The sequence below is a fragment of the Janthinobacterium sp. Ant5-2-1 genome (genome assembly GCF_001445815.1).
In the GTDB taxonomy this organism is placed as follows: Bacteria; Pseudomonadota; Gammaproteobacteria; order Burkholderiales; family Burkholderiaceae_D; genus Janthinobacterium; species Janthinobacterium lividum_E.
Genome location: NZ_LNCE01000068.1, coordinates 1 through 13,906 on the forward strand (window position 1 = coordinate 1; position 13,906 = coordinate 13,906).

Annotated in this window: 16 protein-coding genes; 12 read left to right on the forward strand and 4 right to left on the reverse strand. The window is 62.9% G+C overall.

The genetic code is table 11. The features are described 5' to 3' along the window. The coding region (locus tag ASN89_RS20970; protein ID WP_058050672.1) for an NAD(P)H-binding protein at positions 1–648 on the reverse strand (648 nt) is incomplete at its 3' end. 12 nt (positions 649–660) lie between these two features. Between ASN89_RS20970 and ASN89_RS20975 the strand changes: the two genes are divergently transcribed. The 5 genes from ASN89_RS20975 to ASN89_RS20995 all read left to right on the forward strand — a co-directional run bounded on the left by ASN89_RS20975 (position 661) and on the right by ASN89_RS20995 (position 5,515). Then, positions 661–1,686, forward strand: a complete 1,026-nt coding sequence (locus ASN89_RS20975) for a CDP-6-deoxy-delta-3,4-glucoseen reductase (RefSeq protein WP_058050630.1) — start codon at positions 661–663, stop codon at positions 1,684–1,686. An 80-nt stretch (positions 1,687–1,766) separates the two neighbouring features. Continuing rightward, the gene (locus ASN89_RS20980) at positions 1,767–3,017 is read left to right on the forward strand and encodes an MFS transporter (protein ID WP_058050631.1); all 1,251 of its coding nucleotides are present in this window, start codon (positions 1,767–1,769) and stop codon (positions 3,015–3,017) included. A gap of 40 nt (positions 3,018–3,057) precedes the next feature. Further along, complete coding sequence (locus tag ASN89_RS20985) at positions 3,058–3,723, forward strand: DUF1345 domain-containing protein (RefSeq protein WP_058050673.1); 666 nt, start codon at positions 3,058–3,060, stop codon at positions 3,721–3,723. A 187-nt stretch (positions 3,724–3,910) separates the two neighbouring features. Beyond that, the gene (locus ASN89_RS20990; RefSeq protein WP_046685345.1) at positions 3,911–4,288 is read left to right on the forward strand and encodes an HPF/RaiA family ribosome-associated protein; all 378 of its coding nucleotides are present in this window, start codon (positions 3,911–3,913) and stop codon (positions 4,286–4,288) included. A gap of 261 nt (positions 4,289–4,549) precedes the next feature. Then, positions 4,550–5,515 (forward strand): GGDEF domain-containing protein, encoded by a 966-nt coding sequence (locus ASN89_RS20995; protein ID WP_058050674.1) that lies wholly within the window; start codon positions 4,550–4,552, stop codon positions 5,513–5,515. Positions 5,516–5,621: 106 nt separating this feature from the next. Here ASN89_RS20995 and ASN89_RS21000 read toward each other — a convergent pair whose 3' ends face one another. Further along, complete coding sequence (locus tag ASN89_RS21000; protein ID WP_235432985.1) at positions 5,622–6,236, reverse strand: DUF5610 domain-containing protein; 615 nt, start codon at positions 6,234–6,236, stop codon at positions 5,622–5,624. A gap of 156 nt (positions 6,237–6,392) precedes the next feature. On the opposite strand from ASN89_RS21000, the gene sbcB reads away from it, so the two are divergent. Then, a complete protein-coding gene (gene sbcB, locus ASN89_RS21005) occupies positions 6,393–7,841 on the forward strand; it encodes an exodeoxyribonuclease I (protein ID WP_058050632.1) in 1,449 nt (482 codons plus the stop codon). A 67-nt stretch (positions 7,842–7,908) separates the two neighbouring features. Here sbcB and pyrF read toward each other — a convergent pair whose 3' ends face one another. After that, positions 7,909–8,733 (reverse strand): orotidine-5'-phosphate decarboxylase, encoded by an 825-nt coding sequence (gene pyrF, locus ASN89_RS21010; RefSeq protein WP_058050633.1) that lies wholly within the window; start codon positions 8,731–8,733, stop codon positions 7,909–7,911. A 157-nt stretch (positions 8,734–8,890) separates the two neighbouring features. On the opposite strand from pyrF, the gene ASN89_RS21015 reads away from it, so the two are divergent. From ASN89_RS21015 to ASN89_RS21035, 5 genes are all read left to right on the forward strand, one after another. After that, complete coding sequence (locus ASN89_RS21015; protein WP_034759964.1) at positions 8,891–9,505, forward strand: LemA family protein; 615 nt, start codon at positions 8,891–8,893, stop codon at positions 9,503–9,505. Position 9,506: 1 nt separating this feature from the next. Further along, positions 9,507–10,349, forward strand: a complete 843-nt coding sequence (locus ASN89_RS21020) for a TPM domain-containing protein (RefSeq protein WP_058050634.1) — start codon at positions 9,507–9,509, stop codon at positions 10,347–10,349. Next, positions 10,349–10,870 (forward strand): TPM domain-containing protein, encoded by a 522-nt coding sequence (locus ASN89_RS21025; RefSeq protein WP_058050635.1) that lies wholly within the window; start codon positions 10,349–10,351, stop codon positions 10,868–10,870. The genes ASN89_RS21020 and ASN89_RS21025 overlap by 1 nt, the downstream gene beginning before the upstream one ends. An 85-nt stretch (positions 10,871–10,955) precedes the next feature. Then, on the forward strand, positions 10,956–11,720 hold the full coding sequence (locus ASN89_RS21030; protein WP_058050636.1) for an SDR family NAD(P)-dependent oxidoreductase: 765 nt from the start codon (positions 10,956–10,958) through the stop codon (positions 11,718–11,720). 549 nt (positions 11,721–12,269) lie between these two features. Then, on the forward strand, positions 12,270–12,683 hold the full coding sequence (locus ASN89_RS21035) for a VanZ family protein (RefSeq protein WP_235502033.1): 414 nt from the start codon (positions 12,270–12,272) through the stop codon (positions 12,681–12,683). Here the strand turns inward: ASN89_RS21035 and ASN89_RS21040 are convergent, their stop codons facing one another. Continuing rightward, complete coding sequence (locus ASN89_RS21040) at positions 12,684–12,983, reverse strand: hypothetical protein (RefSeq protein WP_046685352.1); 300 nt, start codon at positions 12,981–12,983, stop codon at positions 12,684–12,686. Positions 12,984–13,260: 277 nt separating this feature from the next. Between ASN89_RS21040 and ASN89_RS21045 the strand changes: the two genes are divergently transcribed. Beyond that, positions 13,261–13,815, forward strand: coding sequence for a hypothetical protein (locus ASN89_RS21045; RefSeq protein WP_161911789.1), 555 nt, complete (start codon positions 13,261–13,263; stop codon positions 13,813–13,815). Positions 13,816–13,906: the final 91 nt, after the last annotated feature.

Genomic DNA, 13,906 nt, shown 5'->3' on the forward strand with positions numbered 1-13,906 from the left:
GGGTTCCCCCCGCCACAAGGCCCGTTCGATGATGCGCGCCAGGTCGTCGGCATGAATATGGTTGGTGTACACGTCGTCATCCGCGGCCAGGGCTGGCGTGCCTTCGCGCAAGCGCTTCAAGGGCAGGCGGTCGTCCGCATAGATGCCGGGCACGCGCAGGATGGCCACCTTGGCGCCGCGGCGCGCGCTCCAGCCGCGCAGAACCTGCTCAGCGTCCACGCGCCGCTTCGCCCGCGCATTCGCCGGCGCCGTCGGTCGCGTTTCATCGACCCAGGCGCCAGCGCAATCGCCATATACGCCGCTGGTGCTCACATACACCATGCGTGCATGCTCGGGTAAAATGGCGGCCAGATTGCGCGTGCGCCGGTCCAGCAAGCCCGACGACAGGGGCGGCGCCAGGTGCACGATCCTCGACGCCAGTCCCGCCAGCCGTTTCAGGCTGGCGCGGTCGTCGAGGTTGGCCACGATGGGCACGGCGCCGGCTTCCCGCAACTGCGCGCAGCGCGCCGGCTGGCTGGTGACGGCAAAGACGCGAAAGCGCGCGCGCAGCAGGGGCAGCAGCCGCATGCCAACGTCGCCGCAACCGAGGATCAGCAAGCGCGGCAAGCCTGACGGCTTGCGCAAAGAGTGCATTAACATATTTTTCATCTCAAGGATTGTATGACTTTTCAAGTTACTGTTCAGCCCAGCGACCACCAGTTCAGCTGCGAAGCGGACGAAACCGTGCTGGCGGCGGCGATACGCGCCGGCGTGGGCTTGCCGTATGGCTGTAAAAATGGCGCCTGCGGTTCCTGCAAGGGCAAAGTGGTTTCCGGCACCGTCCAGCACAAGGCGCACCAGCAGCGCGCCCTGCCGCCGGAAGAGGAAGCGGCCGGCTTTTCCCTGTTCTGCTGCGCCACCACGAACGCCGACCTCGTCATCGAAGCGCGCGAAGTGGCGGGCAGCAGCGACTACCCGATCAAGAAAATGCCGTCGCGCGTGACCACCATCGAGAAAGTCGCCCCCGACGTCGTCGTGCTGACCCTGCAGTTGCCGGCCAGCGAGCGCCTCAACTACCGCGCCGGACAGTATATCGAAATCCTGTTGCGCGACAACAAGCGCCGCAGCTACAGCATGGCCAGCGCGCCTGCCGACGGCGGCCCCGTGACTCTGCACATCCGCCACCTGCCGGGCGGCCTGTTCACCGACCAGGTATTTGGCACCATGAAAGAGCGCGACATTCTGCGCTTCGAAGGCCCAATGGGCACCTTCTTCCTGCGCGAAGATTCCGACAAGCCCGTCGTGCTGCTGGCCTCGGGCACGGGCTTTGCCCCGCTGAAAGCCATCGTCGAGCACATGATCAACGAGCGCTCCACGCGCCCGATCACCCTGTACTGGGGCGGCCGCCGTCCGCACGACCTGTATATGGATGCGCTGTGCCGCCAGTGGGCCGCCGACTTGCCGCAGTTCACCTATGTGCCCGTCGTCTCGAACGCCTTGCCCGAAGACGGCTGGAGCGGCCGCACGGGCTTCGTGCACCAGGCCGTCATCGCCGATATTCCGGATATGTCCGCGTATCAGGTGTATGCCTGCGGCGCGCCCGTGATGGTCGACTCGGCCCACCGCGATTTCGTGCAGCTGTGCCAGCTTCCAGCCGACGAGTTTTACGCGGACGCCTTCACCACGGAAGCCGACCTGGCCAAGTAAGCATCCAGACAGCGGGATGCTGCAGGTGCGGCATCCGCTGCCGCCACCCGCCTCATCCCGCCGCTCCCTGGAAAGTGTTCATGTCTTTCGCCATCCTGCGTCACCGCAACTTCGCTTTTTACCTTTCCGCCCGCGTGCTGGGCACAGTGGCCGTGCAGATGCAAAGCGTGGCCATCGGCTGGCAGGTGTACCAGATCACGGGCAGCCTGTTCGACCTGGGCCTGATCGGCCTGGCGCAATTCGCCCCCTTCCTCGTCTTGATTTTGCCGGCCGGCCACGTGGCCGACCGCTACAACCGCCGCAATATTATCGCCTGGTGCCTGGCGGCGCAGCTCGCTTGCGCGCTGGCCCTGCTGGCCTTTACGCTCAGCGGACTCGCCATCGTCTGGCCCGTGTTTGCCGTGCTTGTGCTCTTCGGCAGCGCGCGCGCCTTCATGATGCCGGCCACGCAAGCCGTGCTGGTCAACATGGTGCCCACGCAACACTTCAGCCGTGCCGTCGCGCTCAGCTCGTCGAGTTCGCACGTGGCCATCATCCTGGGGCCCACCCTGGGCGGCTTACTGTATTACTTCGGCCCCAAGGTGGTGTATTTGATCTCGTCCGCGCTGCTGGTCGTGTCCGTCCTGCTGATGCGCGCCACCACGCCCGCGCCGCAAGTGGTCAAGCGCGAACCCGTCAGCTGGCATACCCTGCTCGAAGGCTTGCGCTTCGTCTGGTCGAAACCCATCGTGCTGGGCGCCATTTCGCTCGACCTGTTTGCCGTGCTGTTCGGCGGCGCCACGGCCCTGCTGCCGGCGCTCGCGCACGACGTGCTGCATATCGGCCCCAGCGGCCTGGGCCTGCTGCGCACGGCGCCCGGGGCCGGCGCGGCCCTGTGCTCGATCGCGCTGGCCATCTTCCCCATCACGCGCCGCGTGGGGGCGTGGATGTTCGGCGGCGTGGCCGTCTTCGGCCTGGGCACCTTGGTGCTGGGCAGCACCAGTTATTTCCCGCTGGCGCTGGCGGCGCTGTTCCTGATGGGCGCCGGCGACATGGTCAGCGTCTACATCCGCCACCTGCTGGTGCAGTTCGAGACGCCCGACGAGATCCGCGGCCGGGTCAGCGCCGTGAACGCCGTCTTCATTGGCGCCTCGAACGAGCTGGGTGAATTCGAATCGGGCTTGACGGCCGGCTGGTTCGGCCTGGTGCGCGCCGTGCTCTTCGGCGGCGCCGCCACCCTGGCCGTGACGGGCATCTGGGCCGTGCTGTTCCCCGTGCTGTCGCGCATGGACCGCTTCCCCCACCACGAGAAGGAAACGGCGGCGAAGGCAGCCACCACGGCGGCAACTTAAGCGCTAAGATGCGCTATCCCAACTGATGCATCCTGGCACCATGAAAATCACGCTTCCATTCCGCAGCTTCATCCGCAGCCGCCCCCACCTGAGCATGGCCACGGTCATCGGCGTGGTGGCCGGCCTGCTGCTGCCTTCGTCCTGGCAACAGATGACGCGTTTGCTGACGGCATGGAACGTGGGCGTTTGGTTCTACCTGGCAACGATGTCCTGGATGATGATGCGCGCCAACCATCACAAAGTGAAAGCCATGGCGGCGCGCCAGGACGAGCGGGCGGCCACGGTGCTGTCGGCCCTGTCCGTCGCATCCGTGATGAGCCTGGTGGCCATCGTCTCGCAGCTGTCCTCGATGAAAGACATGGCGCCGGACGAGCGCGCGCTGCATTACGGCCTGACGATACTCACCCTGGTCGGTTCCTGGTTCCTCGTCGGCACCTTGTTCTGCTTCCACTATGCCCACCTGTATTACCAGGCCGATCCCGCGCTGCGCCCATTGAAGTTTCCCGACGACGAGCAAAACCCCGATTACTGGGATTTTCTGTATTTCGCCATCACCATCGCCGTGGCCGTGCAAACGTCGGACGTTTCCGTGCAGACGCGCATGATGCGGCAAATCGTGCTGGGGCAATCCGTGCTGAGCTTTTTCTTCAACCTGGTCGTGCTGGGGCTGTCGATCAATATCGCCGCCGGCCTCATCAATGGCTGAAAAATAATTTCGTATTGGAAACTTGACCTGGCTGAAGGGTTAAGCTCATCTTAATCGTGCGCACCCTCTTGAAATACTGGAAAGAGGAGTAAGATAAGTTCCATGCACAGAGGTCATGTGCATGGGGCAGCAACCAGGCCGCAGCACGCCTGAGATGGGTTTTTTTTGAATTGACAGGAGTAAGCATATGCAAATCAATATTCATACCGACAGCACCATCGCCAACACCGCTGGACTGAACGAACATGTGCAATCCGTACTTGAAAACGCACTGAACCGCTTCCGCGACAACCTGACCCGCATCGAAGTCCACATCAGCGACACGAATGGCCCGAAAGGCGGCGCCGACGATATTCGCTGCGTCATGGAAGCACGCGTTGCTGGCTATCAACCGATCGCCGTGACCGAACAGAACGCCACCGTGCATCAATCCGTTGCCGGCGCCACCGACAAACTGAAACGCGCCATCGATAGCGCCTTGGGCCGCCTGCAAGACAGCAAGCGCCACGCCACCGGCAAAAATGCCGTGATCGATACGGCCGAAGCGGAAGAAACCGCCGAGTAATTCCCCACCTGCAGGATTTCCAGAGACTGAGGCAGCCGTTCAAGGCTGCCTTTGCACATCTGGACCCGCCTTCCCGCGCGACAATATCAATATTAAAACAGCAAGCATTCCGGCGTATTAACACGACAATGAAATAATTGTCGTATTTCTCACAGTAAGTGACATCAAGCAAGCCTTTGCCGTTACAGCCAAGGCCGCTTTACGCTATCATGAAGCTACCGGCCCTCTGCTCGCGCGCGCCGGCTTTTTGAAAGTGTGATTGTGGAACAGATCGGCAACTTTGGCGCTTCAGGCTGCAACATCGGCGATTTACAGCTATTTCGCGATGGAGCGGATAGCCAGACGGCCGCCATGCTGGCGCCCTGCCCCGTCATGCGCCTCGAAGCGGGCGAAGCCATTGCCGACACACAAGGCACCAGCCTGTACATCGTCCTGCGCGGTTCGCTGGCCGTGGCCGCCGACATCCACACGGGCATGGACGACGGCACCGTCAGCAAGGTCTTGCCCGGCGAAAGTGTGGGCGAACAATCGGTGCTCGATGAAGCGAGCAACCTGGCTGCCATTTCCGCCCTGGAAGAAACCGACTTGCTGGTGATCGACGCGGCCGTCGTCTGGGAATTGATCGAGCAATCGAACGGCCTCGCGCGCAACCTGCTGCGGCTGCTGTCCTTCCGCATCCGCGCAGCCAATGCCCTGCTGCGCCGGCGCCAGAAACTGGGCGAGTTCTACCGGCAGCTGTCGATGGTCGACAGCCTGACGGGTTTGTACAACCGGGCCTGGCTCACCGACTTGCTGCCGAACATGATCGTCACGGCCCACGCCAGCGCCTCGCCGCTGTCGCTGGTGATGATCGACCTCGACCATTTCAAGCGTTTCAACGACACGCACGGCCACCAGGCGGGCGACCAGGCGCTGCGCATCGCCGCGCAAGTACTGGGCGCGGCCCTGCGGCCGACGGATTTTGCCGTGCGTTATGGTGGCGAGGAAATGATGGTGATCTTGCCCGATACGAGCGAACATGTGGCCCTGCGGGTGGCCGAACGCTTGTGCGAACGCATGCAGCAAGCCGTCATCTTCGTCGACATGCGCAGCGCGCTGCCGCACATCACGGGTTCCTTCGGCGTGGCCAGCCTGGCGGCCGAACAGGACGACCATGCGCTGATCGCGGCCGCCGACGCGGCGCTCTATCGCGCCAAGGCAAGCGGACGCAACCGCGTAAGCACCTGATAAAAAGCCCATGGCGTCGTTGCATTGCCTCGTCGTACATTCGTACTGCCTTCGGCAATGCGCCTGGCCCTGGACATTTTCTCAGGCGCTTCCGGCGTAATATTGATCAGGCAGCCTTGCTGTCGGCCGGCTTGGCGGCGTCATCCTTCTTGCTGCTGTGCGCGGCGATGAAATCCGCATAGCCTTTCTGCACCAGCTCGTACGTCTTGTCGATATTGCCGGCGATATCGCCTTTCAACACTTTCAAGCCGCCCAGAATGTCGCGCGCTTCCTTGAAGCCTTTTTCCATGCCGCCGCTGATGGTGTCCATGAACTTGGTCAGGGCCGTATCGTCATCCAGGTCGGGATTCTGTTTCTTGAAGGCGTCAAAAAACCCCGTCGACAGCGATACAATGCGGCTCGCCGTCGCTTCGGCGCTATTGTCCTGCGAAGCGGCGTTCTGGATCGCATCTTCGCCGTACTGGCCCTTCAGCGCTTCATTGATGTTGGTGATGGCCGTCTTGTACAGCAGCGCCAGCGGCTCGTTCTCGGAACCGATCGACACGTTCAGCGAGGCCTGCATGATGGACGCGTTCAATTGCAGCTTGGTACGGTCGTTGACGCTCATTTCAGCGTTGACGCCGTCCTTTTGCTGGACTTTATCGTCCTTGCCGGCAACGCCCGTACTGACGGAAGTCACGGAAGGGTTGGAATTGCCGCTTGCGGCGATGGGAATTGACACGATAGACCTCCTTGAACGGGCAATGTATGCCACCATGCGGGAAACGCGATGATGACCATCCTCTCGTGTAGTATCGGCAGGTTTTCAGAAAACTGTAGCAGCGGCGCTCTTTTACCGGCCCGGATAACCAATCAAGTAACCAAGTAATGACCATCAATGACTAACCAGACCTTTCTTTGGCACGATTACGAAACCTTTGGCGCCCAGCCGCGCCGCGACCGCCCGGCCCAGTTCGCCGCCATCCGCACGGATGCCGAACTCAACGAGATCGGCGAGCCGATCATGCTGTATTGCCAGCCTGCTAATGATTTCCTGCCCGACCCGCAATCGTGCCTGATCACGGGCATCACGCCGCAGCAGTGTCTGCAACTGGGCGTGCCCGAGCACCAGTTCGCCGCCACCATCGAAGCGGCCTTTTCGGAACCGGGCACCATCGGCGTGGGCTACAACACCATCCGTTTCGACGATGAAGTCACGCGCTTCCTGTTCTGGCGCAACCTGATCGACCCGTATGCGCGCGAATGGAAAAACCATTGCGGTCGCTGGGATATCCTCGACGTGGTGCGCATGACGCACGCGCTGCGCCCGGAAGGCATTCAATGGCCGAAGCGCGACGATGGCCAGACCAGTTTCAAGCTGGAACACTTGAGCAAGGCCAATGGCCTGGCCCACGAAGCGGCGCACGATGCGCTGTCCGACGTGCGCGCCACCATCGCCCTGGCCCGCCTGATCAAGCAGAAACAGCCGAAACTGTTCGAATTCTGCCTGGCCCTGCACAAAAAGGACCGGGTCGCCAGCGAAATGGGCATGCACCTGACCGCCGGCGAGCGCCAGCCTTTCCTGCACGTGTCCGGCATGTTCCCCGCCGAACGGGGCTGCGTGGGCGTCGTCTGGCCGCTGGCCACGCACCCGAGCAACAAGAACGAGATCCTCGTCTGGGATTGCGCCTACGACCCGCGTGAACTGTTCGAGCTGGACGCCGACACCATCCGCACGCGGCTGTTCACGCGCAAGGACGCCATGCCCGAAGGCATGACGCGCCTGCCCGTGAAGAGCGTGCACCTGAACAAGTCGCCCATGCTCGTCGGCAACCTGAAAACCCTGTCGCCGGCCATGGCCGCGCAATGGGGCATCGACGTGGACGCGGCGAAGGTCAACGCGCAATTCGCCGCCACGGCACCAAACATGGATGCGATCTGGGCCGAAGTGTTCCAGCGCCCGGGCGCGAATGCCGCGCTGGACGTGGATGAGGATTTGTACAACGGTTTCGTCAGCAACGATGACCGCCGCCTGCTCGAATCCTTGCGCCGCGAAACGCCGGCCAAGCTGGCCACGGCCCGCCCCTCGTTTGCCGACGAACGCCTGCAGGAACTGCTGTTCCGCTACCGCGCCCGCAATTTCCCGCAAACGCTGAGCGAAGCGGAAAGCCTGCGCTGGGAACAGCACCGCGCCGCCCGCCTGTTCGACGGCGACGGCGGCGCCCGCACCATCGAGATGCTGTTTACGGAAATCGACGTGCTGTCGGAATCCGTGGATGAGCGGGGAGAGGAAATTCTGGGAGAACTCTACGATTACGCGGAGATCGTCGCCCCGCAACGCGATTAAAATCCGGGGTCAGACCCGACGGGACTCGGCGTCCCCGTCTGACCCCAGCACTTAAGGTGTTGGGGTTTTATGCAGAACGGTGCGCATTGATCGCATCGCGCGTTTCAATGGCCACGCGGCGCGCTGCGTCGGCCCAGTCTTCGCCGTCCTGCGGCTTGGCGTAGATGATGGCGCGCGACGAGCTGATCATCATGCCCATGCCGTTCGCCGTCTGGCCCGCGCCAACTGTCGCGGCGATGTCGCCGCCCTGGGCGCCGATGCCGGGTACCAGCAGCGGCATGTCGCCGACGATGGCGCGCACTTGCGCCAGTTCTTCAGGAAAGGTGGCGCCGACGACGAGCGCGCACTGGCCATTCTTGTTCCATTTGTCGGCCACCAGGCGCGCCACGCGCTGGTACAGCGGTTCGCCGTCCGTATTCAGGAATTGCAGGTCCGAGCCGCCCGGGTTCGAGGTGCGGCACAGGATGATCACGCCGCGGTCTTTCCACGCCAGGTAGGGGTCGAGCGAATCCTCGCCCATGTAGGGATTCACGGTGACGGCGTCGGCGCCGTAGCGTTCGAACGCTTCGCGCGCGTATTGTGTGGCGGTCGCGCCGATGTCGCCCCGTTTCGCGTCGAGGATCAGCGGGATGTGCGGGTAGTTTTCACGCACGTAACGGCAGATGTCTTCCAGCTGCTTTTCCGCGCCCAGCGCGGCAAAATAGGCGATCTGAGGCTTGAAGGCGCAGGCCAGGTCGGCCGTGGCGTCGATGATGCGCGTGCAAAAGGTGGTGATTCCATCAGGCAAGTCGCGCAGTTCGGCCGGCAGTTTCGCCAGGTCCGGGTCCAGGCCCACGCACAGCAGGGAATTATTGGCCGTCCACGCGGCGGATAATTTATTGATGAAATTCACGGCACACCTTCTCTATATTCAGTTGCAAACCCCGTATTGTAACGCGGCGTGGACCTGGGAAGGCAGCCAGGGGCGGCGGCCAGCGCTTATTAAACCGACATTGCGGGCCGTTTCAGGTATATTTGCCTCACCTCCCTTACTCAGCACGGAACCCATCATGCAAATCACCAATCAATTCACCAAATGGCTGCGCCTGGCGCTGAGCGTCACCGTCCTGGCCGGCATCCTGACGGGCTGCGGCTACAACGACTTCCAGAGCAAGGATGAAGCCACCAAGGCCGCCTGGGGCGAAGTGGTCAACCAGTACCAGCGCCGCGCCGACCTGATTCCCAACCTGGTCAACACCGTCAAGGGCTATGCCACGCACGAGCGCGAAACACTGGAAGCGGTGACCAAGGCGCGCGCCGCCGCCACCAGTTTCCAGATCACGCCCGAAGTGCTGAACGACCCCGCCGCCTTCGAGAAATTCCAGCAAGTGCAGGGCCAACTGTCGTCGGCCCTGTCGCGCCTGATGGTGGTGTCCGAGAAATATCCTGACCTGAAAGCCGATACGAGCTTCCGCGATTTGCAGTCGCAGCTGGAAGGCACGGAAAACCGCATCACCGTGGCGCGCCAACGCTACATCGTTGCCGTACAAGATTACAACGTGCATGCGCGCAGCTTCCCGAACAACCTGACGGCCATGGTCTTCGGCTACAAGGTCAAGCCATCGTTCACGGTGGAAAACGAAAAAGCCATCTCGACCGCACCGACCGTCAACTTTGGCAAATAAGATGAAAGCCTGGTCTTATCTGGCGGCGCTGGCGACGGCGCTGCTGCTGTGCACCAGCCTGCCCGCCAGCGCGCAGGATCTTGTGCCCGTGCCGCCGCTGGCGGCGCGCGTGACGGACAACGCCGGCATGCTCGACGCCAAGCAAAAGGCGGCGCTGGAAGGCGTGCTGGCCGATTACGAAGCCAAGACGGGCAGCCAGATCGCCGTGCTGCTGGTCAAGAGCACGGAACCGGAAGCCATCGAGCAGTACAGCATCCGCGTGACGGATGCCTGGAAGCTGGGCCGCAAGGGCGTCGATGACGGCGTGCTGCTGATGGTGGCGAAAGACAACCCATCGTCGCTGCGCCGCCTGCGCATCGAAGCGGGCCGCGGCGTGCAGGGCGTGCTGACGGATGCGCAATCGAAACGCATCCTGCAAGACGTGATCGCCCCCCATTTCAAGCAGAACGACTATTACGGCGGCCTGGTCGCCGGCGTGGGATCGATTGCCACCCTGCTGAACCAGGAGCAATTCCCCGCCCCGGTGCAGCAGAAAGCGCCGGCCACGGTGGAAGCGGGCGGCATGACCTTCTGGCTGCCGCTGCTGTTCTTCGGCTTCCTCGTCGTGCTGACCCTGTTCCGTTCGCGCGGCGGGCCGACGCGGCTGCAGCGCGGCAGCAACTGGTCCAGCGGCGCCACCGGCGTCGTGCTGGGCAGCATTCTCAGCCAGGCGCTGAACAACCGCGGCGGCGGCGGCGGCTTCGGCGGGGGCGGTGGTTTTGGCGGTGGCGGTGGCGGTGGCGGCGGTGGTTTCGGTGGTGGCGGCGGCGGATTTGACGGCGGCGGCGCCTCGGGAGATTGGTAATGACGAAACAACTGACATTCGGCCAACGCTGTGGACGGGCATTAAAGCATTTGCGGGGCACGCCGGCGACGGCGCGCCAGGCCTTTCCGGAACGGACACTGAAAGCCATCGAGACGGCGATTGCCGACGGTGAAACGCTGCACCGGGCGGAAGTGCGCCTGATCGTCGAAGCGGCCCTGACGCCGGGCCTGGCCTATCAGGGCGTGAGCAACCGCGAGCGGGCGCGCGAACTGTTCGCCCAGTATGGCGTGTGGGATACGGAAGACAACGTTGGCGTGCTCATCTACATCAACCTGGCCGAGCACCAGGTCGATATCGTTGCCGACCGCAACGTGGGCCGCCGCGTCACGCCGGAACAGTGGCAAGCCGTATGCCGCACCATGACCAAAGGGTTCAAGGAAGGCAATTTCCATGACAGTACCCTGGAAGCCCTGGCGCAGCTGAATACCTTGCTGCAAAGCCACTTCCCCGCTGACGGTACGCGCGGCAACCAGTTGCCGAACGAACCCATCCTCCTCTGATTCCTGCCCAGGGATTAAAATCTGCCCATTGCCGCGCAATCCCGTGGCCTGGGCAGCGCCCCCTATTACCCGCCGAGGAGAACACATGAAACTGATCCATAAAACCGCCATCGTCACGGGCGCCACGCAAGGCATCGGCCTGGCTTGCGCCACCCGCCTGATCGCCGAAGGGGCGCAAGTGATGCTGGTCGACATCAAGGAAGAAGGCGCGCAAGCCGCCGCCGCCCTGGGCCCGCAGGCGCGCTTCTTTTGCGCCGACGTCAGCCAGAAGGCGGACGTCGACGCCATGCTGAAGGAAACCCTGGCCCAGTTCGGCCACATCGATATCCTCGTCAACAATGCGGGCGTCACGCACGCGGCCGATTTCCTCGACGTGTGCGAAGACGATTTCGACAGGGTCATGCGCATCAACCTGAAATCAATGTTCCTGTGCGGCCAGGCCGTGGCGCGCGAAATGGTCAAGCGCAACAGCGGCTGCATCATCAATATGTCCAGCGTGAATGCGGAACTGGCGATCCCGAACCAGGTACCGTACGTGGTGTCGAAAGGCGCCATCAACCAGTTGACCAAGGTCATGGCCTTGAACTTGGCCCCGCACGGCGTGCGCGTGAACGGCATCGGACCGGGCACCATCCTGACGGAACTGGCCAAGCAGGCGGTACTGTCGAGCCCGCAGGCGCGCCACACGATCCTCTCGCGCACGCCGCTGGGCCGCTGCGGCGAGCCGGAGGAAGTGGCCGGCATCGCCGCCTTCCTGGCCAGCGACGACGCCACCTACATGACGGGCCAGACCATCTATGTCGATGGCGGGCGCATGGCGCTCAATTACACGGTGGCCGTGAAGGAATAAAGGCAGGCGCAACGAGTTATATCAAAAATCAATAATGGATATCTGAAAAGACCATTAGACACATATCGTGCGACGCAGCATAATGCACCTGTCTCCACTATTCTCCTCCAAGAAAATAGTTTTAAGCCCGCTTTCACCAGCGGGCTTTTTTTTCGCTATCCGTCCTGGAACATGGCCATTCTTGCCATGACGAGCAATCTTCCCCATCATTCTGTCTGCCGCAAAAAAATGTTGCGGCGTGTCATCAGCCCGTCATCTTCGCCCCCTATACTTGCTTCATCTGCTGTACAGGCAACCGATATGCCTGACTCCAGACAGGTGTGCCGCGATGGCACACCACTCCCCTTTCATGACCGTGGCGGGCGCCGGCAAGGCGCGCGACATGGTGAGCACCAAGCAACTCTCAACTCTTGACCCATTTCATTTGGGTTTTCGGCCCGCGCCCCCGCGGGCCTTTTTTTTGCCCGCACGGCAAGCTCTTGCGCAAAAACACGGTAGCCCGCCATGCGCATGATATTGTGACGGCCTTTCCACCTGTCCTGACGCCTCATGCCTGCACCCTTGCCCGAACTGTGTTTTGCCGACCGCTACGAACGCCTGCGCTACCGCACCGCGCTGGTGCTATACGCCCTGGTGATCCTGATCGGCGACATTCCCGGCGTGCGCGCGGACGTGGGCCAATATGCGTCGGGCGGCGTGCTGCATTCCGTCGGCTATGGCGTGCTGGCCCTGATCCTGTTCAGCGGCACGACCGGCGGCATGGCGCGCCGGGCGCTGCTGTCGGTGCTGATGGTGGCGGCCATGGGGGCGCTGGACGAATTCATCCAGAGTTTCCTGCCGTACCGCCGTGGCGCCGTCAGCGACTGGGTGGTCGATATCACGGCCGCGACGGCCGTGGTGCTGCCACTGTACTTTTGCTGGCCTGCCATGGCCGCCGCCGCGCTGAAGAAACAGCAAGGCTGATCACGGCGCGGCGTCATCGCCAACACCGAGCGCCAGCGGCAACTGCCCCTGGCCGGCCGCCGCCCGGCTGGCGACCCGGCGCAGCACCGTGCGCATCTCGCGCCGGCTGGCCGCTCCTGCCGCCCGCGCCGCATCGCGCTGCATCTCCATCAACTGTTCCGACCGTGACAGCCTCGTCAGGGCATGCAGGGCCTGGGTCAGCGCATAGCGGGCGCGCGCCCCGTTCGCCGCGTCCGGGGCACCGTACACCGCAATCACCAGCTCATTGATCAGCTTGACGCTATGGGAATCGGCAGACATTTATTCTCCTGAGATAGGCAACGGGGAACAAGGGGAAAACACAAGGGGGAAAGCGCGAACGCCGTGCTCACCCTGCGCAAGAATGTCTTTTATACCAAGCTCGACAATTGAAGCACTTGATGTACCTCAATGTGAAATAACAAGGGCCGAACATCCTCCCCTCCCCGCGCTCTTACTAGCAGCAGTTGCGGCCATGCCTGGCATGCGCCATTGACGCTAACCTCCGCCGCACCCTGGAAACGGGGTCAACACTTTGTCAGACCAAGAGGAGAACAAGATGAGAGTAAAAAAAACCATGGCGCTGGCCGGCCTGCTGTGTACGCTGGCCGCCTGCAGTTCGAATCCAAACGGCACCAGCATGAGCAGCACGAATGGCCGCAGCGGTGAAAGCTACAGCAATACAGCCGGGACAGGCAGCACGTCGACCAGCACCGGCACCAGCACCGGGACCGGCAGCACCATGAGCGACACCAGCACGGGCAGCAGCACCGCTGGTACCGGCAGCAGCGGCACCGCTGGCACAGGCAGCGCCGATGCACGCACGTCCACGGCCAACAACGCCATGAACATGGACGGCAGCCAGACAGGTGTGAGCATCGCCTCCGCCACGGTGCAATCGATCGAGCCAGTGCCGCGCGGCATGGATCAGGGCAGCGGCGACATGCAATCGGGCAGTTCCGGCACGGCGGGCACCACCTCGGGCAACATGCAGTACCGGGTCACCCTGCGCCTGGACGACGGCAGCACACGCACCATCATGCAAAACTCCCAGCCCGGCTACCAGATCGGCGATAGGGTCAAGGTGGTCAACGGCTTGCTGCAGCGCTATTAACGTTATCGGGGGGCAGCGCAGGGGATCAGCGCAGCATGCACTGATTACGCCTGGCCGCTGGCGTTCGGGGTACTGAATGACAGCGGCCAGG